The following is a 21412-nucleotide window of genomic DNA, read 5'->3' as shown; positions in this document are numbered from 1 at the left end:
CAGGTCAAGGACCGCGCACGAATCGTCCAAGCGAGCCGGGCCCGACCGGCAGGGCACCCCCCGGGGCCGCGGCGGACCATTCGGGCGCTTCTCCGCCCCCTCCGGGGGACAGCGCACGCCCGTCTCCCGGCACCCGCGTGCGCCGGACGTTCACTGACGGCATGAACATGAAACCGCCGCGCGCTGTCCGGCGCCCTGATCGCTTCCCGCCTGACGGCGGGACAGGCCTCGGCCGCCGTGCAGCAGAACATCTCGCTCGCCGAGTCCGGCACCGACGGCTCGGTCGTCTCCTGCGAGCCGCGCCGGCCGCTACCACCGGGCGATCGCATCCGGAACCATGACGCTCCAGGACGGGGTCGGCAACACCCCGGGCAGTACGGGCCCGTGGGAGGCCCAGGAGAGCGGAACGCTGACCTACTGATCCGCGCGGCCCCGGTGATCGGCAGGCCTGGGGCCTGTCTCTCGGCCGTAGGGTGCCGGTATGGATCTCGTACCCGTCGACCGCACTCCCGCCCCGGGTGCCGTCCTGCTCAGCGGCATACCCGGCAGCGGCAAATCCACCGTCGCCGCCGCCCTCGCGGCCCGGTTCGCCATGTCCGCGCACATCGAGGTCGACGAGCTCCAGAACCTGATCGTCCGGGGCGGCCACTGGCCGGACCCCGAGGGCGACCCCGAGGCGGACCGTCAGGTCTTCCTCCGGGCCCGCAACGCCTGCCTCCTGGCGGACAGTTTCGTCACGGCCGGCTTCCTGCCGGTCGTCGACGACGTCGTCGTCCGCCGCTCCCACCTCGACTTCTACCGCTCCCAGGCGAAGGCAGGACCGCTCCACGCCGTCTTCCTGGCCCCCGGCCCCGACAAGGCCTGGGAGCGCAACAACGCCCGCCACAAGAAGCTGACGACGAACTGGGCGTTCCTGGACGAGGCGATGCGCGCCGAACTCTCCGGCGAGGGCGTCTGGATCGACAACGCGGACCAGACGGTGGAGGAGACGGTGGACGCGGTCCTGACGGCGACGGGCCTGACGGCGCCGGTCTGACGGAGCCCGGTCCGACGGCGCCCGGCCCGTCTCCGTCGGGGTCGACGGCGACGGGCCGGGCGCCCGAGAAGTGACCTGAAGGACGCGCCCTAGAGGCTGCGGGCCGTGATGTCGCCGTACGACGTGGTGGCCCGGATGCTCAGCTCCGCGGCCGCGCCCTCGGTGTTGGCGAGCGCGTTGTGGATCCGGCCGTAGGCGGTGCCGGCGTCCAGCGTCGCGGAGACGCCGGGGGCGGCGTCGACGGAGATCGCGCCGGACTCGGTGCGCAGGACGACCGTGCCGCGCGTGGCCTCCGCGACGCGGAGGTCGCCCTGCTGGGTGCTGATCTCCGCGGGGCCGCCGAGACGGCCGACCGTGATGTCGCCGGCGAGGAGGGCGAGGCGGGCGTTCGCGGTCTCGTCGAGCGTGACCGTGCCCTGCGCGCCCTCGAAGGTGACGTCGCCGAGCCGTCCGGTGCCGCGGAGTTCACCGGCGGCCGTCTTCGCCTCGACGCGGGAGCCGGCCGGGAGCTGGACGGTCACCTCGACGGACCCGGAGTCGCCCAGGATCCGGTTCTTCGCGGGGGCGGCCGCGATCCGCAGGACACCGTCGCCGTACTCGACCGTGATCTGCTCCGCGGCCTTCACGTCGGCGCCCTTGGCGGCGTTCGCGGGCCGGACGTCGACGGTGGTGTCGGTCCGGTCGGAGGCGGCGAGCCGGATGAGCCCGGCGGGGAAGTCGAGGACGGTGACGATGGCGGCGGGGGTGGCGAACTTGTGCATGATGAGCTCCTTCTCCGTCAGCGTGCACTCTGTCGGCCCGCTGTTTCCGATGAGTGAAAAGCTACGTTGCGTTCGCGTGGCTGGCAACGCTGTTGTTGCCTCAAGTTGGCGTCATTGCAGGTGGATGCGGGAATTTCATTGCAATGATTCTGCGATCTAACGCAACGGCACCTCTCCTGCGCGTTGCAACGAGCTGGAAGTGAAAGCTCCATCGGGCATGCGGAAACGACGAACGCCGCCGCGAGCGCTGCTCGCGACGGCGTTCCGAGGCCGAGTGCCTACTCCCGGGGCCGCCCCGTCGACCCCCGCACCACCAGCTCCCCCGGGACCGTCTCGGGGCCGCCCGCCGGAGGCTCCTCCGTGCCCATCGCCAGGCGGCCCGCGCGGACACCCGCCCCGTGCAGCGGGAGCCTTACCGTCGTCAGGGCCGGGACCGCGTCCACCGAGAACGGCAGGTCGTCGAAGCCCGCCACGGACACGTCGCCGGGGATGTCCAGGCCCCGTTCCCGCAGGGCCGCGCAGACGCCGAGGGCCACCGTGTCGTTGGCGGCGACGATCGCCGTGAGGTCCGGGTCGCGGGCGAGCAGTTCGGCCGTCGCCTCGTGGCCCGCCTGCCGGTCGTACGCGCCGCGGACCGTCGGCCCCTCCGGGACCCCGGCCGCCGCGAGCGCCGCCCGGTGGCCTTCGAGCCGGTGCCGCGTCGTCGTGCGGTCGGCGGGCCCGGCCGCGTAGCCGATGCGCCGGTGGCCGAGACCGAGCAGGTGCTCGGTGAGCTGCCGCGCGCCGGTCCTGTTGTCGAAGACGAGCGCCGCCGTGTTCGCGTCGCCTGGCACCGGCGGGCGTCCGCACAGCACGACCCGGGTCCCCGCCTCCGCCAGCCTGGCCAGCTTGGCCGCGGTGGCCGTCAGGTGCTCCGGGTCCTCCAGTGAGCCGCCCATCAGGATCACGGCCGCGGCCCGCTGCCGCTGGAGCAGGGTGAGGTAGGTCAGCTCGCGTGCGGGGGAGCCGCCCGTGTTGCAGACGACGGCGAGCTTCTCGCCCCCGCCGCGCCCGGCCGCGCCCTCCCCGATCGCGCTCTGCGCCGCGCTCGCCATGATCCCGAAGAACGGGTCGGCGATGTCGTTGACGAGGACGCCGACCAGGTCGGACGTGGCGGCGGCGAGGGAGCTGGCGGGGCCATTGAGGACGTAGTCCAGTTCGTCCACGGCACGCAGGACCCGTTCGCGGGTCGACGCGGCGACCGGGTAGTTGCCGTTGAGGACGCGGGAGACGGTGGCGGGGGAGACCCGCGCGCGGGCGGCCACGTCCGCCAGGGTGACGGTCATCGTGTGTGCGTACCTCCGGGGGCCTTGTCGACGGCGATGTCGGCAGGCTAGCGTCATCCTCGATGGAAAGCGCTTTCTATCCCAGAGAGAAGGCACTTTCCCTCAGGAACGGGAACACCGGGGAGAGGAACACTTCGTGACACGCAGGACAGTCCGCATCGCCATGAACGGCGTCACCGGACGCATGGGATACCGCCAGCACCTCGTCCGCTCGATCCTCGCCCTGCGCGAACAGGGCGGCCTCGACCTCGGCAACGGTGAGACCCTCTGGCCCGAGCCGGTGCTCGTCGGCCGCCGCGAGCCCGCCCTGCGCGCGCTCGCCGAGCGCCACGGACTCACCGAGTGGTCGACCGACCTCGACGCCGTCCTCGCCGACGACAGCATCGACATCTACTTCGACGCCCAGGTCACCTCCGCCCGCGTCGACGCGCTCACCAAGGCCATCGACGCCGGAAAGCACATCTACACCGAGAAGCCGACGGCGGCCGACCTGGCCGGCGCCCTGGAACTCGCCCGGCGCGCCACCGAGAAGGGCATCAGGCACGGCGTCGTCCAGGACAAGCTGTTCCTGCCGGGCCTCCTCAAGCTGAAGCGCCTCATCGACGGCGGCTTCTTCGGCGAGATCCTCTCCGTGCGCGGGGAGTTCGGCTACTGGGTCTTCGAGGGCGACTGGCAGGACGCCCAGCGCCCCAGCTGGAACTACCGCTCGGAGGACGGCGGCGGCATCGTCGTCGACATGTTCCCGCACTGGGAGTACGTGCTCCACGAGCTGTTCGGCCGGGTCGCCAGCGTCAGCGCGCACGTCGCCACGCACATCCCGCGCCGCTGGGACGAGCAGGGCAAGCCGTACGAGGCCACCGCCGACGACGCCGCGTACGGCATCTTCCAGCTGGAGGGCGGCGCCGTCGCCCAGATCAACTCCTCCTGGACGGTCCGGGTCAACCGCGACGAACTCGTCGAGTTCCAGGTCGACGGCACCCACGGCTCCGCCGTCGCCGGACTCCGCGGCTGCCGCGTCCAGCACCGCTCGGCCACCCCGAAGCCCGTCTGGAACCCCGACATCCCCGTCACCGAGTCCTTCCGCGACCAGTGGCAGGAGATCCCCGACAACGCCGAGTTCGACAACGGCTTCAAGGCCCAGTGGGAACTGTTCCTGCGGCACGTCGTCCTCGGCGAGCCGTACCACTGGGACCTGCTCGCCGGCGCCCGCGGAGTCCAGCTCGCCGAGCTGGGCCTGAGGTCCGCCGCCGAGGGCCGCCGCCTCGACGTCCCGGAGGTCGGCCTGTGATCCGCCTGCCGGGACCCGACGGCGGCGTACGGGAGTACGCGCCCCGCGCCGAGCCGCTCGCACTCACCGCGACCGGCCCGCTGACCTCCCGTACGGTCTTCTCCGCCGCCCACGTCGTCGCCGACCCGTACGCCGACACCAGCCCCGACTCGCCCGCCGCCGTCGACTGGGACGCCACCCTCGCCTTCCGCCGCCACCTCTGGTCCCAGGGCCTCGGGGTCGCCGAGGCCATGGACACCGCCCAGCGCGGCATGGGCCTCGACTGGAACGGCGCCGCCGAGCTGATCCGCCGCAGCGCGGCGGAGGCGCGCGGCGTGGGCGGCCTGATCGCCTGCGGCGTCGGCACCGACCAGCTCACGGGACCCGCCGGCCTGGCCGACGTCCGCAAGGCGTACGAGGAGCAGCTCGCCCTCGTCGAGGAGACCGGCTCCCAGGCCATCCTGATGGCCTCCCGCGCGCTGGCCGCCGCCGCTTCCGGGCCCGAGGACTACCTCGACCTGTACGGGCACCTCCTGCGCCAGGCGAGCGAACCGGTGATCCTGCACTGGCTGGGCCCGATGTTCGACCCGGCCCTCGAGGGCTACTGGGGCTCCGCCGACCTCGACGCCGCCACCGAGACCTTCCTCGACGTGATCAAGGCCCACCCCGACAAGGTCGACGGCATCAAGGTCTCCCTCCTCGACGCCCGGCGCGAGGTCGAACTGCGCCGCCGCCTCCCGGAGGGCGTCCGCTGCTACACGGGCGACGACTTCCACTACCCGGAGCTGATCGCCGGCGACGAACAGGGCTTCAGCCACGCCCTGCTCGGCATCTTCGATCCGCTGGCCCCGCTGGCGGCGGACGCCGTCAGGACCCTGGACACCGGTGACGTCGAGGGCTTCCGGGCGACCCTCGACCCGACGGTCGCCCTCTCCCGGCACCTCTTCCAGACGCCGACCCGCTTCTACAAGACGGGCGTCGTCCTCCTCGCCTGGCTGGCCGGCCACCAGGACCACTTCACGATGGTCGGCGGCCTGCAGTCCGCCCGTTCGCTGCCGCACCTGGCGCGCGCGTACGAACTCGCCGACGGCCTCGGCCTGTTCCCCGACCCGGCGCTCGCCGAGGCCCGGATGCGATCCCTCCTGACGGTGTACGGAGTCCCGCAGTGAACCTGGACCGCTTCGGCATCAACCAGATGACGGTCAAGCAGCTCGCCCTGCCCGAACTCGTGGCCCACTGCGTACGCCTGGGCATCCCGGGTGTGGGACTGTGGCGCGCACCGGTCCAGGAGTACGGGGTCGAGGCGGCCGCCGCTCTCGTCCGGGACGCGGGCCTCACCGTCACCACCCTCTGCCGGGGCGGCTTCTTCACCTCGGACGGCTGGGAGGAGGACAACCGCGCGGCGATCGACGAGGCGGTGACGCTCGGCACCGACACCCTCGTCCTGGTCTCCGGCGGCCTCAGCCCCGCCTGCCCGGACCTGCCGTCGGCCAGGGCCCGCATCGCCGAGGCGATCGGCGCACTCGCCCCCTACGCGGGAGAGCGCGGCGTCCGCCTCGCCATCGAACCCCTCCACCCGATGTACGCCTCCGACCGGTGTGCGGTCTCCACTCTGGACCAGGCCCTGGAGATCGCGGAGCGGTTCCCCGCCGAGCAGGTGGGCGTCACCGTCGACACGTACCACCTGTGGTGGGACGACCGCGCCCCGGCGGCGGTGGAACGCGCGGGCGCGGAGGGCCGGATCCACACGTTCCAGCTCGCCGACTGGACCACCCCGCTGCCGGCCGGTGTCCTCAACGGCCGGGGCCAGTTGGGCGAGGGCTGCATCGACCTCCAAGCCTGGGCGGACCTGGTCGAGAAGGCCGGCTACACGGGCCCGGTCGAGGTGGAACTCTTCAACGACGACCTGTGGGCCCGGGACGGCGTGGAGGTCCTGGAGGAGACGCTGGAGCGGTTCCTGGCGGTCTGACCGGTTCCATCGAGCTGCCCGGCCCCGGTGCGGAGGGGCCGAGGCGAGGCCGCCCGGCCGTGCGGGGCCGGGCGGCCGTGGGCGTACGAGGCCCGGCGCGCTGCCCGCGAGCGGTCACCCGCCCAGCTGCCGGACGTCGTGCTGCTCGACCTCCTTGAGGACGCGGGCGACCGTGGCGAAGTCGTTGTCCCTGTGCAGGATGGTCAACCCGTGGTGGACCGCCGTGGCGCAGACAAGGAGATCGACGACGCCCGCCGCGCGGTGCTGCCCCTTCTGCGTCAGCTTGTACTGGGCGGTCTCCACCCACCGCCACGCGTCCTTGGGGACGCGCACCGACGCGAACAGGGCGGTGAGGTCCTCGTCGATCTCTTCGCGGTCGTCCGGACCGACGGCGCTGAAAAGGATCTCCGCCCGGGTGGCCTCGCACATGCCGATGGCGCCGGTCTCGATCTCGGCATCCCAGCGTCGCCGTGCCGCGGGGTCGGTGCCGAAGTGGACGTACGCGCTGGTGTCGATGAGGTAGGTGATCACTCGGCGTCCGCGCCGTGCTGGGCGGCCTTGCGGGCTTCCCAGTCCCGGCGCGTGCGCTCCAGTTCCCCTCGCGCTCCGCGCTCCGCGAGACGCTGGAAGGCCGCCCGGCGGCGGTGACGCCTTATGACCTCTTCCAGCGCTGTGTTGATCGTGTCCTTCTTCGTGGTCGTACCGAGCAGTTTCGCGGCCTCGGCGAGTACATCGTCGTCCACGTCCACGTTCGTCACACCCATGATGACCCTCCAAGTGCACCATGTGGAAAGAACACCCACTCTTCCCACATGGTAGCTCAGGGCCGGTCCCCCGCAGCGGGAGTTGTCCACAGTCCCGCACCCCTTGTCGGTGGGTTTCGCTACGGTCGGCGCATGTCCAACGAGGGTCGTGGTCCGGCAGTGCTCGAAGGGGTCCTGGAGCGGATCACCTATGCCAACGAGGAGAGCGGGTACACGGTCGCGCGTGTCGACACCGGCCGCGGCGCCGGGGACCTGCTCACGGTGGTCGGCGCGCTGCTCGGGGCGCAGCCCGGGGAGTCGCTGCGGATGGAGGGCCGCTGGGGCTCGCACCCGCAGTACGGCAAGCAGTTCACGGTGGACAACTACACGACCGTGCTGCCCGCCACGATCCAGGGCATCCGCCGCTATCTCGGCTCCGGTCTCGTCAAGGGCATCGGCCCCGTCTTCGCCGACCGCATCACCCAGCACTTCGGGCTCGACACCCTCGACATCCTCGAAGACGCTCCCGCGCGCCTGATCGAGGTCCCGGGTCTCGGCCCCAAGCGCACCAAGAACATCACCGCGGCCTGGGAGGAGCAGAAGGCGATCAAGGAGGTGATGGTCTTCCTGCAGGGTGTCGGCGTCTCCACCTCCATCGCGGTCCGGATCTACAAGAAGTACGGGGACGCCTCGATCTCCGTCGTGAAGAACCAGCCCTACCGGCTCGCCGCCGACGTCTGGGGCATCGGCTTCCTCACCGCCGACAAGATCGCGCAGTCCGTGGGCATCCCGCACGACAGCCCGGACCGGGTGAAGGCCGGCCTGCAGTACGCCCTTTCGCAGTCCAGCGACCAGGGCCACTGCTTCCTCCCCGAGGAGCGGTTGATCGCCGACGCCGTCAAACTCCTCCAGGTCGACACGGGGCTCGTGATCGAGTGCCTCGCCGAGCTGGCCGAGGACCCCGAGGGGGTCGTACGGGAAGTGGTGCCGGGCCCCGAGGGGACGCCCGTCACGGCCGTGTACCTGATCCCCTTCCACCGGGCCGAGCTCTCGCTCGCCGGGCAGCTCCGGCGGCTGCTCGGCACCGAGGAGGACCGGATGCCGGCCTTCCGGGGCGTGGCCTGGGACAAGGCCCTCGCCTGGCTCGCGGACCGCACGGGGGCCTCGCTCGCGCCCGAGCAGGAGGAGGCCGTGCGGCTCGCCCTCACCCGTAAGGTCGCCGTGCTCACCGGCGGACCCGGCTGCGGCAAGTCGTTCACGGTGCGGTCCATCGTGGAGCTGGCCCGCGCCAAGAAGGCCAAGGTCGTCCTCGCGGCCCCCACCGGCCGGGCCGCCAAGCGGCTCGCCGAGCTGACCGGCGCCGAGGCCTCCACCGTGCACCGGCTCCTGGAGCTCAAGCCGGGCGGCGACGCGGCCTACGACCGCGACCGGCCCCTCGACGCCGACCTGATCGTGGTCGACGAGGCCTCGATGCTCGACCTGCTCCTCGCGAACAAGCTGGTCAAGGCGGTGGCTCCCGGCGCCCATCTGCTGCTCGTGGGCGATGTGGACCAGCTTCCCTCGGTCGGCGCGGGCGAGGTCCTCGGCGATCTTCTCGCCCCGGGAAGCCCCGTACCGGCGGTCCGGCTGACCCGGATCTTCCGGCAGGCCCAGGAGTCCGGGGTCGTCACCAACGCCCACCGGATCAATGCCGGCACACCGCCCCTCACCCAGGGCCTGCCGGACTTCTTCCTCTTCGTGGAGGAGGAGACCGAGGACGCCGCCCGGGTCGCCGTGGACGTCGCGGCCCACCGGATTCCGGCCAAGTTCGGGCTCGACCCGCGCCGGGACGTCCAGGTCCTCGCCCCGATGCACCGGGGCCCGGCGGGCGCGGGCTCGCTCAACGGACTGCTGCAGCAGGCGATCACCCCGGCCCGCCCGGACCTGCCGGAGAAGCGGTTCGGCGGCCGGGTCTTCCGGGTGGGTGACAAAGTCACCCAGATCAGAAACAACTATGACAAGGGAGCCAACGGGGTCTTCAACGGCACGGTCGGTGTCGTCACCGCGCTCGACGCCGTCGAGCAGCGGCTGACCGTGCGGACGGACGAGGACGAGGAGGTGCCGTACGACTTCGACGAGCTGGACGAGCTCGCCCACGCCTACGCGGTCACCATCCACCGTTCGCAGGGCAGCGAGTATCCGGCCGTGGTGATCCCGGTCACCATGAGCGCGTGGATGATGCTCCAGCGGAACCTGCTCTACACGGCGGTGACCCGGGCCCGGAAGCTGGTCGTCCTGGTGGGCTCCCGCCGGGCGATCGCCCAGGCGGTCCGCACCGTGTCCGCGGGCCGACGCTTTACCGCACTCGCGTTTCGGCTCACAGGTCGCACCCTCGTGTGAAAGATCACGGAGGACTACCGGAACCGGGGCGAAGGGGGCAGGATATGAAGGTTGGCGGCACTGAGTGCCGCCGATTGGCCCAATGGTCGACCCCGAGTGCACTCTCCTGAGCCAAATGGGGGATGGTAGAGACAGTCAGGGCACCTCGAAGAAGAGGCACTACGTCGGTGAGGGATGACGTGAGCGACAACTCTGTAGTACTGCGGTACGCGGACGGTGAATACACCTACCCGGTGGTCGAGAGCACCGTCGGCGACAAGGGCTTCGACATCGGAAAACTCCGAGCCCAGACCGGTCTGGTCACCCTGGACAGCGGATACGGCAACACCGCCGCCTATAAATCCGCGATCACCTACCTCGATGGTGAGCAGGGGATTCTGCGGTACCGCGGTTACCCCATCGAGCAGCTGGCGGAGCGCTCCACCTTCCTTGAGGTGGCGTACCTGCTGATCAACGGTGAGCTTCCCAAGGTCGACGAGCTCGCGACCTTCAAGAACGAGATCACGCAGCACACGCTGGTCCACGAGGACGTCAAGAACTTCTTCCGCGGCTTCCCGCGCGACGCCCACCCGATGGCGATGCTGTCCTCGGTGGTCTCGGCGCTGTCCACCTTCTACCAGGACAGCCACAACCCGTTCGACGAGGAGCAGCGCCACCTCTCCACGATCCGGCTGCTCGCCAAGCTGCCGACGATCGCGGCGTACGCGTACAAGAAGTCGATCGGTCACCCCTTCGTCTACCCGCGCAACGACCTCGGGTACGTCGAGAACTTCCTGCGCATGACCTTCTCGGTCCCGGCGCAGGAGTACGAACTCGACCCGGTCGTCGTCTCCGCGCTGGACAAGCTGCTGATCCTGCACGCGGACCACGAGCAGAACTGCTCGACCTCCACCGTGCGTCTGGTCGGCTCCTCGCAGGCGAACATGTTCGCCTCGATCTCCGCCGGCATCTCGGCCCTGTGGGGCCCCCTGCACGGTGGCGCCAACCAGTCGGTCCTGGAGATGCTGGAAGGCATCAAGGCCAACGGTGGCGATGTCGACTCCTTCATCCGCAAGGTGAAGAACAAGGAGGACGGCGTCCGCCTGATGGGCTTCGGCCACCGGGTGTACAAGTCCTTCGACCCGCGCGCCAAGATCATCAAGGCGGCCGCGCACGATGTCCTCTCGGCCCTCGGCAAGTCCGACGAGCTGCTCGACATCGCGCTCAAGCTGGAGGAGCACGCGCTCTCCGACGAGTACTTCGTCTCGCGCAACCTCTACCCGAACGTGGACTTCTACACGGGCCTGATCTACCGCGCCATGGGCTTCCCGACCGAGATGTTCACGGTGCTCTTCGCGCTCGGCCGCCTCCCGGGCTGGATCGCCCAGTGGCACGAGATGATCAAGGAGCCGGGTTCCCGCATCGGTCGCCCGCGCCAGATCTACACGGGCGAGGTCCTCCGCGACTTCGTCCCGGTCGAGGCCCGCTAGTCGCTTCGCCGTGACTGATGGCGCGCCCCTTTGCGGCGAGTGAGCCGAAGGGGCGCGTCGGTGCTGAGAGGGCGAACGCGCGGAGGCCCGACGAAGGAGGGTCGAGCACGATCGCCCTCTCAGCACCGGCTCCAAGCGCCCCGGAGGCGAACCGAGCCCTAAAAAGAGGTGTGCGAGAAGCGCCCCGCCGCCGATCCCCCCACGGGTCGACGGTCGGGGCGCTTCCCATATCCCGGTGCGGATTCCCCCCACGGGATCCGGGCCGGGCGTCTGCCCGCGTCAGCGGTAGCTGCGCGGAGCGCGGGTGGCGACGACGCGGTCTGCCGGGGTACGTACGGGAGGGCCGCTCAAAGCTCCCCGGTGCACGTCCCCCGGCTCAACGCTTGCCAACACGGGACGTCCCCCAAGACCTCCCGATGAACGTCCCCCAAGACGTTCTCTGGCATCGCCCACTTAGACTCGCGAACAGCCCAGATGGTTACCCCCCAATATCTGTGATCTAGATCTCCTTGTGAAGGTCCTGTGCGTCACGTGTGGGTGAATTCACGCGAAGCGTCGCAGCCGCAGGCTGTTGGATACGACGAACACGGACGAAAGGGCCATGGCCAGGCCCGCGATCATCGGGTTGAGCAGGCCGGCCGCCGCGAGAGGCAGCGCGGCGAGGTTGTAGCCGAAGGCCCAGCCCAGGTTTCCCCTGATCGTGGCCAGGGTCCGCCGGGACAGCCGGATCGCGTCCGCCGCGACCCGCAGATCGCCCCGGACCAGCGTCAGATCGCTCGCCTCGATGGCCGCGTCCGTACCCGTCCCCATGGCCAGACCGAGATCCGCGACGGCGAGCGCGGCGGCGTCGTTCACCCCGTCGCCCACCATGGCGACCGTCCGGCCCTCCGCCTGGAGCCGCCGGACGACCTCGGCCTTCTCCTCCGGCAGTACCTCCGCGATCACCTCGTCGATGCCCACCTGCGCCGCCACGGCCTCGGCCACCGCCCGGTGGTCGCCGGTGAGCAGCACGGGCCGCAGCCCCAGGCCGCGCAGCCGGGCCACCGCCTCGGCGCTGGTGTCCTTGACGGTGTCGGCGACGGTCAGGGTGCCGCGGGCCAGCCCGTCCCAGGCGACGTGTACGGCGCCGGGCTCGGACGCGCCCGCCGGGACCTCGACGCCCTCGGCCGCGAGAAGGGCGGCGCGGCCGACGAGAACCTGATGGCCGTCGACGGAGCCGCGCACGCCGAGCCCGGGGACGTTCTCGAAGGTCTTCGGTACAGGCAGCTCCCCGCACCGTTCGGCGGCGCCGGCCGCGACCGCGCGGGCCACCGGGTGTTCGGAGGCGTGTTCCAGGGCGCCCGCGAGCCGTAGCAGCCGGACCTCGTCGGTGGCGTCGGTGCCGTACTTCCCCCCGTACACGTGGACGCCGGCCAGCCGCATGCGGCCGGTGGTGACCGTCCCGGTCTTGTCGAGGACGACCGTGTCGACGCGGCGGGTGGATTCCAGGACCTCGGGCCCCTTGATGAGGATGCCGAGCTGGGCGCCCCGGCCGGTGCCCACCATGAGGGCGGTCGGCGTGGCGAGGCCCAGGGCGCAGGGGCAGGCGATGATCAGGACGGCGACGGCTGCGGTGAACGCGGCGGTCGGGTCGTCCGTCACGAGCAGCCAGGTGACCAGGGTGCCGAGCGCGATGAGGATGACGGCGGGGACGAAGACGGCGGAGACGCGGTCGGCGAGCCGCTGCACCTCGGCCTTGCCGTTCTGGGCGTCCTCGACGAGCTTCGCCATCCGGGCGAGCCGGGTGTCGGCGCCGACCAGGGTGGCGCGGACGACCAGCCTGCCGGAGACGTTGACGCAGCCGCCGGTGACCGGGTCGCCCTCGGTGACGTCGAGCGGCAGCGATTCGCCGGTGAGCAGGGACGCGTCGACCGCGGACGAGCCCTCGGCGACGGTGCCGTCGGTGGCGATCTTCTCCCCGGGGCGTACGACGAAGAGGTCTCCGGTACGCAGCGCGGCGACCGGGATCCGTACCTCCGTGCCCCCGCGCAGTACGGCGACGTCCTTGGCGCCGAGTTCCATCAGGGCCCGGAGCGCGGCGCCCGCCTTCCGCTTGGCGCGGGCCTCCAGGTAGCGGCCGAGCAGGATGAAGGTGACGACGCCGGCCGCGACCTCCAGGTAGATCGAGGAGGTGGCGTCGGAGCGGTCGACGGTCAGGTCGAAGCCGTGCCGCATGCCGGGCATGCCGGCGTCGCCGAGGAAGAGGGCCCAGAGCGACCAGCCGAACGCGGCGAGGGTGCCGACCGAGACGAGGGTGTCCATGGTGGCGGCGCCGTGCCGGAGGTTGGTCCAGGCGGCGCGGTGGAAGGGCAGTCCGCCCCAGACGACGGCGGGGGCGGCGAGGGTGAGCGAGAGCCACTGCCAGTTCTCGAACTGGAGCGCGGGGACCATGGCGAGCAGGACGACGGGCGCGGAGAGCAGTGCCGTGACGGTGAGCCGCTGCCGGAGCGAGGCGAGTTCGGGGTCCGTCGCGGGCTCGGGGCCGGTCTCCGGCTCGAAGGGTGTCTCCGGCTCCGGTGGTAGTGGCTCCTCGGCGGTGTAGCCGGTCTTCACGACGGTGGCGATCAGGTCGTCGACCGCGATCTCCGGCGGGTGTTCGACCCGGGCCTTCTCCGTGGCGTAGTTGACGGTCGCGGTCACGCCGTCCATCCGGTTGAGCTTCTTCTCGACGCGGGCCGCGCAGGAGGCGCAGGTCATTCCGCCGATGGTCAGCTCGGTGACGGTGGCGGCGACCGGTGCGGCGGTGGTGGCGGGGTCCGCGAGGTGGACGTCCGGGACGGTGGTGCGGGGCATGTGCGGTTCCAGGAGGTGCCGAAAAGGGTGCAGGGCCGTACCCGGTAACGGTACGACCCTGCGAGGCGGTGGGGGCGAGAGGTCAGACCAGCTCGTAGCCGGCCTCGTCGACGGCGGCGCGGACGGCCTCCTGGTCGAGCGGGGCGGCGGAGACGACGGTGACCTGCCCGGTGGCGGCGACGGCCGTGACGGAGGAGACGCCGGGCAGTGCCGAGATCTCGCCGGAGACGGCGCCCTCGCAGTGGCCGCAGGTCATGCCCTTGACCTGGTAGACGGTGGTGAGTTCGGTCTTCGTCTCTGCGGTCATGGCGGTTCTCCTCGTGGGTTCAGGACCGTACACCACGGATTTTATACCCCTAGGGGGTATTAATCCAGTCGGCTCCGGTCGGGGCGCGCCGGAGACGCCGGCAATCCCTCCACCGTCAGGCCGTCGGGCCGTCCGGCCGGAGCCTATGGTAAATAGCCGATATGTCGCATTCGGGGACCACGCTCATCCTGATCATGACCATCGCCGTCCTGGCGCCGCTGCTCGCCTACGGAGTCGGGCGGAAGCTCCCCGTCCCCCTCGTCATCTTCGAGATCCTGCTCGGCATCGTCATCGGCCCCGACGTCCTCGGCTGGGCCCACCCGAGCGAGCTGATCGACGGCCTCTCCGAGCTCGGCCTCACCATGCTGATCTTCCTCGCGGGCTACGAGATCGAGTTCGGCAAGGTCCGCGGCGACACCCTCCGGCGCTCCGTCCAGGCCTGGCTGATCGCCCTCGCCCTCGGGCTCACCGCCGGCATCCTGCTCGGCGGCGGCTACACCAAGGGCGTCTTCATCGGCGTGGCGCTCACCAGCACCGCGCTCGGCACCGTCCTGCCGGTGCTCCGGGACGCCGGCGACCTCCATGGACGGTTCGGGTCGGTCGTCATGGCCTTCGGCGCGGTCGGCGAGTTCGGCCCGATCATCGCGATGGCGCTGCTGCTCAGCGGGCGCGGTGCGGGCGAGTCGACCGTACTGCTCGCGATCTTCGCCGCGCTCACCGCGGGGGCCGTGTACTGGGCGCTGCGGCCGCGCCCGCCGTGGTTCTCCCAGGTCATCGCCAAGACCCTGGACACCAGCGGGCAGTTCGCGGTCCGGTTCGTCTTCCTGCTGCTCGCCCTGATGCTGGCCGCCTCGCAGGCCCTCGGGCTCGACGTCCTGCTCGGCGCCTTCGCGGCCGGACTCATCACCCGGCTCGTGCTGACCGGGGCCGCCCCCGAGTCCGGCCCGAAGATCCTGGAGAAGATCGAGGGCGTCGGCTTCGGCTTCCTCGTCCCGGTCTTCTTCGTCGTCACCGGGATCGAGTTCGACCTGGACTCGCTCCTCGCGGGCGGCCGGACGCTGCTTCTGCTGCCGCTCTTCCTGCTGCTCTTCCTGGCGGTGCGCGGCGGCCCCATCTGGTTCCGCGCCCCGCGCGACCTCGGCCGGAGCGACCGGTCCTGCCTCGTCCTGTACGGCTCCACCGCGCTGCCGCTCGTCGTCGCCATCACCACCATCGGCGTGGACGACAAGACGATGACGGCGGGCGAGGCGGCGGCGCTCGTCGGGGCCGGGATGCTCTCCGTCCTCGTCTTCCCGCTGCTCGCCCTGAAGCTGAGGGGGAGGGCGGGGGCGGAGCCGGGTGACGGACCGGGGGACGAGCCGGGTGGCGATCCGCGGGGCGAGGCCCCGCGCGGGGGAGCCGTCAGTGGCTCCGAGTCGTGGTGAGCGGCCCCTCGGTCAGCGGGGCGAGGTAGCGGAGGAGGAGGGTCTTCAGCTCGGCGATCATGGCGTCCCGCTCGTGCCCCTCGGGCGCGGCGAGGACCAGGTCCAGGCCGCCCTTGAAGGTCGCGAAGGTCATCTCGGCGACGCGGGCCCGCTCCTCGGCGGGCATGGCGGGGGCGAAGTGGGCGAGCACCTCCCGCACCCGGGCGAGCAGCGAGACGTGCAGCGCGTCGTGCTCCTCGGCGATCCGGCCGGGCGCGTCGGAGCCGTGCATCAGGGCGAGGAAGGCCGGGTTGGCGCAGTTGAACTCGATCATCGGATCGACCACGGCGTCGAGGAGATCGGGCAGCGGCAGCGCGAGGTTCTCCGGGGTGAACGCCTGGCCGTGGGCCTCCCGCATCTGGTGCAGCAGGCGCTCGCCCAGCTCGATCGCGATGGCCTCCTTGTTGGGGAAGTACTGGTAGAGCGTGCCGGGCGAGACGTGGGCCTCGCGCGCGATGGCGTTGGTGCTCGCGGCCGTGTAGCCGTTCGCGCAGAAGACGCTCGCGGCGGCCTGGAGCAGCTGCGCGATGCGGCGCTCGCCGCGTGCCTGGCGGCGGCGCGGCTTCGGCTCTTCCGGCGTCGCTTCGGACGCCGCTTCCGACGTCGCTTCGGGCACGTCTTCGGGCACGTCTTCGGACATGGCTGTCCCCAGCTCTCCTCAACACGTTTGACAAATGCGAGCGGTCGCTCGCATTCTTGGGGAACGCGAGTGATCACTCGTGTTTGCCAGTCTATGGCAACGGGCGACCCATGTGACCTGCCGGGAAGCGAGCGCAGGGGTCAGGTGAAGGGGACACCTCGTCATGGCCGAAGTCAAGAAATCAGCGCCCGGGAGCGGATCCCGTGGCGGGGGCGGACTCCGTGGCGGGGGCGGCGGGTGGACGCGGTTCGTCACCGCGCGGCCGCGTCTCACGCTCCTCGTGGCCCTCGTCCTCACCGCCCTCGCCGTCCTCGCCGGCGGCGGGGTCGCCGACCGCATGGGCAGTGGCGGCTGGGAGGACCCGGCCGCCGAATCCACGTACGCGACCGAGGCGCTCGAGCGCCGGTTCCCGGGCTCCCAGCCCAACCTGATCCTGCTCGTGAACGCCGGACCGGAGGGGGTCGACGCCCCGGCGGTGGCCGCCGAGGCCAGGAGGCTCGCCGAGCGGCTCGACGCCGAACCGGGCGTCGACGGCGTCGGCTCCTACTGGTCCACCGGTTCGCCCGCCCTGCGCTCCGAGGACGGCCGGCAGGCCGTGATCGCCGCCCGCATCGCCGGCGAGGAGAAGGGCGCCGCCGCCGTCCTCGACCGGATCGCCCCCGAGTACCGGGGCGCGCACGGCCCCGTGGAGGTCTCCCTCGGCGGTGGCCTCGCCGTCCGCCACGAGATGCAGGTGATCATCCAGGAGGACCTGCTGCGGGCCGAGCTCATCGCCCTGCCGCTCACCCTCGTCCTGCTCGTCATGGTCTTCGGCAGCGCCGTCGCCGCCCTGCTGCCGCTCGGCGTCGGCATCGTCGCCATCCTCGGCACCAACGCCGTCCTGCGCGGCATCACGGAGTTCACGGACGTCTCCGTCTTCGCGCAGAACCTGACGACCGCCCTCGGCCTCGGGCTCGCCATCGACTACGCCCTGTTCGTCGTCCGCCGCTACCGCGAGGAGCTGGCCGCCGGGGCCGACACGTACACCGCCGTCCGCACCACCCTGCGCACCGCCGGGCGGACCGTGCTCTTCTCCGCGCTGACCGTCGCCGTCTCGCTCGCCGCGATGCTGGTTTTCCCGCAGTACTTCCTGCGCTCCTTCGCGTACGCGGGCATCGCCGTCGTCCTGCTCGCGGCGACCGCCGCGCTCACCCTGCTCCCGGCGGCCCTCGTGCTGCTCGGCGACCGGGTCAACGCGCTCGACCTCCGGCGCCTCCTCCGGCGCCGTCGCGCCACCCGGGAGGGCGCGGACACGAACGAAGGCGGCGACGAGGGCGCGGGCTGGGCGCGGGCCGCCTCGCTCGTGATGCGCAGGGCGCCGGTCTTCGCCGTCCTCACCACCGCCGGACTCGTCCTGCTCGGACTGCCCTTCCTCGGCGTGAAGTTCGGCACCGCCGACGACCGCCAGCTGCCCGTCACCGCCTCCTCCCGAGTCGTCCAGGACGAGCTGAGGGACAGCTTCCCCGGCGACCCCGGCGGCGGGATCACCGTCCTCGCCGAAGGCGAGGCCACCCCCGCGCAGTACGCCTCCTACCGCGAGCGGATCGCCGCCCTCGACGGCGTCGCGCGGGCCGAGGGGCCGGTGACCGCCGCCGGCGGCCACGCCTACTTCACCGTCGTGCCCGAAGGCGAGACCGTCGGCGCCGAAGCCCAGCGCACGGTGAGCGAACTGCGCGCCGCACCGGCCCCGTTCGACACCTCCGTCACCGGGCAGGCCGCCGTCCTCGTCGACTCCAAGGACGCCCTCGCCGAGCGGCTGCCCTGGGCGGCGGGCATCGTCGTCCTCGTCACGCTGCTCCTCGTCTTCCTGCTCACCGGCAGCGTCCTCATCCCCGTCCAGGCCGTCGTCCTCAACGCCCTCAGCCTCACGGCGATGTTCGGCGCGGTCGTCTGGGTCTTCCAGGACGGCCACCTCGCCGGACTCCTCGGCTTCACGGCCACCGGCGACATCGAGACCACCCTGCCGGTGCTCATGTTCTGCGTGGCCTTCGGACTGTCCATGGACTACGGGGTGTTCCTGCTCTCCCGCATCAAGGAGGAGTACGACGCAACCGGCGACCACGAGCACTCCGTCCGCTTCGGCCTGCGCCACACCGGCGGCCTCATCACCGCCGCCGCCGTGATCCTCGCCGTCGTCATGGTCGCCATCGGCACCTCGCGCGTCACCAACACCAAGATGCTCGGCCTCGGCGTCGCCCTCGCCGTCCTCATGGACGCCATGGTCGTCCGCAGCCTCCTCGTTCCCTCCGTGATGAAGCTGACCGGCCGCCTCACCTGGTGGGCCCCTGGGCCGCTGCGCCGCTTCCACGACCGGTTCGGAATCAGCGAGACGGATCCGCACAACCATGCGTCGACTCCGGGTGTCATAGAGGTGTCCGAGGAGTTGCGGGAGACCGCTTCCTCACGATCAACAGGCTGAATCCATGGGGGATTTCGTGGCACGTGCACGTGCAGGTCTGGTTCTGGCGACGGTCCTCGTCGCCGGCATCGCACCGGTGGCGGTCGGGGGAGCAGCGGCTGTCGCCGCACCGGTGGAGGCCCGGTCGGGAACGACCTTCGAGCCGGGCACCGTGGTCCAGGAAGGCGGCCGGCTGACCGTGCCGGCCGGCGTGGAGGGACCGGTGACGCTGCGGTTCAAGGCGACGCCGCCGGCCGGCGTCACCGGCCCGGTGCGGGCCCGTGTCACCCTCCCCATCACCAACTGGCCGCCCGGCGGCTGGACCGACCACCGTGCGGCGGCTCAGATCGCATCCACGTGCTCGGTCGGTGGCGGGGCCTTCGCGGCCTGCGCCTGGCAGGGGACGAGCTTCACCGACGACCCCGGCCCGTACCGGATCGTCCTCGACCTGCCCGCCGTGGAGGCCTCGGCGACGCTCGACCACGCCGTCACGATCGACCTGCCGGAGACCCTCGCCTGGATCGGCTCGCTCGACGCGCCCGTCGAGCTGAGGGACGCCGCCGGGACCGTCGTGGCCCAGGGCAAGGTCGGCCTCGACGTCGTGGCCGGCAGCCCGCGGTCGTCCCTGTGGGGCGCCGTGCACGCCGTCGACAAGGACGGTGTCCTCTGGCGGTACGAGGCCACCGGCAAGGCCGACCGGACCCTGACGCCCCGCAAGCGGATCGGCGGCGGCTGGAACGCCTACGACCTGATCGTCCCGCTGAACCGCGCGACCGCCGCCGGCACGGGCGACCTGGTGGCCCGGGACAGGAGGGGCCACCTCTGGTACTTCGAGGGCACCGGCAACCCCGCGGCCCCCTTCCACCGCGCCAGGCGCACCTCAGGCGACCAGATCGGCAGGTGGCAGGAGTACACGTCCCTCGCCTCCAACGGCGAGGGTGGCCTCGTCGCCCGCGACAAGGACGGCGTCCTCTGGAACTTCGAGCGGTCGGACGAAGAGGGCATCAGCCTCTTCGAGCCGCGCGTGCGCGTCGGTGGCGGCTGGAACGTCTACACGCAGATCGCCGCCTTCGGTGACGGCCTGGTCGCCCGCGACGCGGCCGGTGCGCTCTGGAAGTACAACGGGTCCACCTCCACGTCGGCGGCGCGGCCGTTCGACGCCCGCTGGCGGGTCGGCGGCGGCTGGAACATCTACAACACCCTGGCGGGAACGGCCGAACTCGGCGCCGGGACCCACACCGAGCTCATCGCCCGCACCACCAACGGCGACCTCTGGGCCTACGACGCCAAGCCCTCCGGCTACGGCTACACGCCCAGCTCGCTCCGCACCCGGATCGGCTGGGGCTGGAGCATCTACAAGACGGTGATCTGACACCTCTGACCGGCACCTCTTCAAGGGGGATCCATGAGAAACACCCGTACGTTTCTGGTCGCGGCGAGTGTCCTGCTCGCCGCTCTGATCCCCCCGGCCACCGGAGGGGCGCAGGCTCTCGCCGCGCCCCTCACGGCGCGCACCCCCGGCCCGGCCACCGCGGCGCCCGAGCCCGGCACCGTCGTCCAGCGGGACGGCACCGTCGTCGTCCCCGCGGGCGAGGAGGGCCCCGTCACCACCTACCTGCTCGCCACCCTCCCGGCCGGTGCCACCGGACAGGTCTCGGCCCGGATCGACTGGACCAACCTCGAATGGTGGAACAGCGAACGGCCCGGCTGGCTCTCCTACCTCACCTGGTCGTGCTCCGTGAACGGCGGCCCGTTCACGCCCTGCCCGCTCAACGGTCCCCATGACGGGGAGCACCCCTACACCCAACTCCCGACGACCACGGCCGCGCCCACCATCACCTACGCCGTCCGGGTCGACGCGGCCACGTACGGTTCCGTGGGCGTCCCCGCCCGGGGCACCGTCTCGGTCACCGCGGCGGGCGAGAAACTCGCCGACGGGCCCGTCGAGTTCCAGTTCGTCGACGGCACCCCGGAGGCCTACCGGCGCACGGCGCTGCACGCCCGCGACCGGAGCGGCGTGCTCTGGCAGTACGAGGGGACGGGCAAGGAGGACGCACCCTTCAAGGCGCGCACGCGGGTCGGCGGGGGCTGGGGCGTCTACACGGCGCTCACCAAGCTCGGCCCCTCGACGGCGGACGGCGGCGGCGACCTCGTCGCCCGGGACGGCGCCGGCACCCTCTGGTACTACTCCGGCTCGGGCGACCCGGCCGCACCGTACTGGCCGCGCGTGCGGGTCGGCGGCGGCTGGAACGCCTACACCGCCCTCACCGGTACGCCGGGAGGCCTGCTCGCCCGGGACCGTTCCGGTGTCCTCTGGCACTACGTGCGCTCCCACCAGGCCCCGCCCGCGGCCCCCTTCAAGGCACCCGTCCGGGTCGGCGGCGGCTGGAACGCCTACACCGCGATGACCGCGCTCGGCGACGGCCTCGTCGCCAGGGACACGAGCGGAGTGCTCTGGCTCTACCGGCAGAGCCTCCCGCGCGACCCCGCCGTACCTTTCGCGCCGCGCGTCCGCGTCGGCGGCGGGTGGAACGTCTACTCCGGCCTCGTGGGCACCGGGGAGCTCGGGCGCCTCGGTCCGCCGGACCTCGTGGCCCGCGACAGGGACGGCATCCTCTGGACGTACGAGGGCACCTACTACGCGCCCCCGGGACCCATCCGGAAGCGGGTCGGCTGGGGCTGGAACATCTACGACGCCCTCGTCTGACACCGGCTGTCCCCCCCACGACGCGGCGCCGGCACCGGATCCTCCCGGTGCCGACGCCGTGGGGTGACCGTCGTGGC

At 71.8% G+C, this 21412-nt stretch carries 17 protein-coding genes; 10 read left to right on the top strand and 7 right to left on the bottom strand.

The genetic code is table 11. The annotated features are described in order from the left end of the window. The first annotated feature begins 481 nt into the window (after window positions 1-481). On the top strand, window positions 482-1036 hold the full coding sequence (locus tag ACIA8N_RS04585) for an AAA family ATPase (protein WP_365778025.1): 555 nt from the start codon (window positions 482-484) through the stop codon (window positions 1034-1036). Window positions 1037-1125: 89 nt separating this feature from the next. Here ACIA8N_RS04585 and ACIA8N_RS04580 read toward each other — a convergent pair whose 3' ends face one another. Further along, window positions 1126-1797, bottom strand: coding sequence for a DUF4097 family beta strand repeat-containing protein (locus tag ACIA8N_RS04580; protein ID WP_365778027.1), 672 nt, complete (start codon window positions 1795-1797; stop codon window positions 1126-1128). A gap of 278 nt (window positions 1798-2075) precedes the next feature. Beyond that, entirely contained in the window at window positions 2076-3122 is a 1047-nt protein-coding gene (locus ACIA8N_RS04575) for a LacI family DNA-binding transcriptional regulator (RefSeq protein WP_365778029.1), read from the bottom strand. 136 nt (window positions 3123-3258) lie between these two features. Here ACIA8N_RS04575 and ACIA8N_RS04570 point away from each other — a divergent pair, with 136 nt between their 5' ends. From ACIA8N_RS04570 to ACIA8N_RS04560, 3 genes are read left to right on the top strand one after another with little or no spacing between them, the layout of a single operon-like run. Continuing rightward, window positions 3259-4410 carry a Gfo/Idh/MocA family oxidoreductase gene (locus tag ACIA8N_RS04570; protein ID WP_365778031.1) on the top strand — a complete coding sequence of 384 codons (1152 nt, stop codon included), beginning with the start codon at window positions 3259-3261 and terminating at the stop codon, window positions 4408-4410. Then, a complete protein-coding gene (locus tag ACIA8N_RS04565; RefSeq protein WP_365778033.1) occupies window positions 4407-5558 on the top strand; it encodes a dihydrodipicolinate synthase family protein in 1152 nt (383 codons plus the stop codon). The genes ACIA8N_RS04570 and ACIA8N_RS04565 overlap by 4 nt, the downstream gene beginning before the upstream one ends. A 26-nt stretch (window positions 5559-5584) precedes the next feature. Beyond that, window positions 5585-6358: a sugar phosphate isomerase/epimerase family protein gene (locus ACIA8N_RS04560; protein WP_399415764.1), complete on the top strand. Its 774-nt coding sequence runs from the start codon at window positions 5585-5587 to the stop codon at window positions 6356-6358. Between the two features lie 114 nt (window positions 6359-6472). On the opposite strand, the gene ACIA8N_RS04555 is transcribed toward ACIA8N_RS04560, so the two are convergent. Next, on the bottom strand, window positions 6473-6889 hold the full coding sequence (locus ACIA8N_RS04555) for a PIN domain nuclease (protein WP_365778037.1): 417 nt from the start codon (window positions 6887-6889) through the stop codon (window positions 6473-6475). Then, complete coding sequence (locus ACIA8N_RS04550) at window positions 6886-7122, bottom strand: type II toxin-antitoxin system VapB family antitoxin (protein WP_365778039.1); 237 nt, start codon at window positions 7120-7122, stop codon at window positions 6886-6888. The genes ACIA8N_RS04555 and ACIA8N_RS04550 overlap by 4 nt, the downstream gene beginning before the upstream one ends. Window positions 7123-7254: 132 nt before the next feature. Between ACIA8N_RS04550 and ACIA8N_RS04545 the strand changes: the two genes are divergently transcribed. Then, window positions 7255-9480, top strand: a complete 2226-nt coding sequence (locus ACIA8N_RS04545) for an ATP-dependent RecD-like DNA helicase (protein WP_365778041.1) — start codon at window positions 7255-7257, stop codon at window positions 9478-9480. A gap of 179 nt (window positions 9481-9659) precedes the next feature. Further along, the gene (locus tag ACIA8N_RS04540) at window positions 9660-10949 is read left to right on the top strand and encodes a citrate synthase (RefSeq protein WP_030213252.1); all 1290 of its coding nucleotides are present in this window, start codon (window positions 9660-9662) and stop codon (window positions 10947-10949) included. Between the two features lie 543 nt (window positions 10950-11492). Here ACIA8N_RS04540 and ACIA8N_RS04535 read toward each other — a convergent pair. Continuing rightward, a complete protein-coding gene (locus ACIA8N_RS04535) occupies window positions 11493-13781 on the bottom strand; it encodes a heavy metal translocating P-type ATPase (RefSeq protein ID WP_365778043.1) in 2289 nt (762 codons plus the stop codon). Window positions 13782-13863: 82 nt separating this feature from the next. Next, complete coding sequence (locus ACIA8N_RS04530) at window positions 13864-14088, bottom strand: cation transporter (protein ID WP_365778045.1); 225 nt, start codon at window positions 14086-14088, stop codon at window positions 13864-13866. Window positions 14089-14249: 161 nt separating this feature from the next. Here ACIA8N_RS04530 and ACIA8N_RS04525 point away from each other — a divergent pair, with 161 nt between their 5' ends. Next, the gene (locus tag ACIA8N_RS04525; protein WP_365778047.1) at window positions 14250-15512 is read left to right on the top strand and encodes a cation:proton antiporter; all 1263 of its coding nucleotides are present in this window, start codon (window positions 14250-14252) and stop codon (window positions 15510-15512) included. Here ACIA8N_RS04525 and ACIA8N_RS04520 read toward each other — a convergent pair. Beyond that, window positions 15490-16191, bottom strand: coding sequence for a TetR/AcrR family transcriptional regulator (locus ACIA8N_RS04520; protein WP_365778049.1), 702 nt, complete (start codon window positions 16189-16191; stop codon window positions 15490-15492). The two genes, ACIA8N_RS04525 and ACIA8N_RS04520, sit on opposite strands and share 23 nt — an antisense overlap. A 163-nt stretch (window positions 16192-16354) precedes the next feature. On the opposite strand from ACIA8N_RS04520, the gene ACIA8N_RS04515 reads away from it, so the two are divergent. From ACIA8N_RS04515 to ACIA8N_RS04505, 3 genes are read left to right on the top strand one after another with little or no spacing between them, the layout of a single operon-like run. Then, the gene (locus tag ACIA8N_RS04515) at window positions 16355-18649 is read left to right on the top strand and encodes an MMPL family transporter (RefSeq protein WP_365778051.1); all 2295 of its coding nucleotides are present in this window, start codon (window positions 16355-16357) and stop codon (window positions 18647-18649) included. A 16-nt stretch (window positions 18650-18665) separates the two neighbouring features. After that, entirely contained in the window at window positions 18666-20000 is a 1335-nt protein-coding gene (locus ACIA8N_RS04510; protein ID WP_365778053.1) for a tachylectin-related carbohydrate-binding protein, read from the top strand. 33 nt (window positions 20001-20033) lie between these two features. Beyond that, window positions 20034-21335, top strand: a complete 1302-nt coding sequence (locus tag ACIA8N_RS04505) for a tachylectin-related carbohydrate-binding protein (RefSeq protein ID WP_365778055.1) — start codon at window positions 20034-20036, stop codon at window positions 21333-21335. Window positions 21336-21412 lie beyond the last annotated feature (77 nt).

The sequence above is a fragment of the Streptomyces sp. NPDC051822 genome (assembly GCF_044452745.1).
In the GTDB taxonomy this organism is placed as follows: domain Bacteria; phylum Actinomycetota; class Actinomycetes; order Streptomycetales; family Streptomycetaceae; genus Streptomyces.
Note: the sequence above shows the minus strand (reverse complement) of the source record. Positions and strands in the feature narration are given on the sequence as shown.

Coding starts and splice junctions, on each gene's coding strand:
- ACIA8N_RS04585 (WP_365778025.1), top strand. CDS start 482: ATGGATCTCGTACCCGTCGACCGCACTCCCGCCCCGGGTGCCGTCCTG.
- ACIA8N_RS04580 (WP_365778027.1), bottom strand. CDS start 1,797: ATGCACAAGTTCGCCACCCCCGCCGCCATCGTCACCGTCCTCGACTTC.
- ACIA8N_RS04575 (WP_365778029.1), bottom strand. CDS start 3,122: ATGACCGTCACCCTGGCGGACGTGGCCGCCCGCGCGCGGGTCTCCCCC.
- ACIA8N_RS04560 (WP_399415764.1), top strand. CDS start 5,585: ATGACGGTCAAGCAGCTCGCCCTGCCCGAACTCGTGGCCCACTGCGTA.
- ACIA8N_RS04550 (WP_365778039.1), bottom strand. CDS start 7,122: ATGGGTGTGACGAACGTGGACGTGGACGACGATGTACTCGCCGAGGCC.
- ACIA8N_RS04545 (WP_365778041.1), top strand. CDS start 7,255: ATGTCCAACGAGGGTCGTGGTCCGGCAGTGCTCGAAGGGGTCCTGGAG.
- ACIA8N_RS04535 (WP_365778043.1), bottom strand. CDS start 13,781: ATGCCCCGCACCACCGTCCCGGACGTCCACCTCGCGGACCCCGCCACC.
- ACIA8N_RS04530 (WP_365778045.1), bottom strand. CDS start 14,088: ATGACCGCAGAGACGAAGACCGAACTCACCACCGTCTACCAGGTCAAG.
- ACIA8N_RS04525 (WP_365778047.1), top strand. CDS start 14,250: ATGTCGCATTCGGGGACCACGCTCATCCTGATCATGACCATCGCCGTC.
- ACIA8N_RS04520 (WP_365778049.1), bottom strand. CDS start 16,191: ATGTCCGAAGACGTGCCCGAAGACGTGCCCGAAGCGACGTCGGAAGCG.
- ACIA8N_RS04515 (WP_365778051.1), top strand. CDS start 16,355: ATGGCCGAAGTCAAGAAATCAGCGCCCGGGAGCGGATCCCGTGGCGGG.
- ACIA8N_RS04505 (WP_365778055.1), top strand. CDS start 20,034: ATGAGAAACACCCGTACGTTTCTGGTCGCGGCGAGTGTCCTGCTCGCC.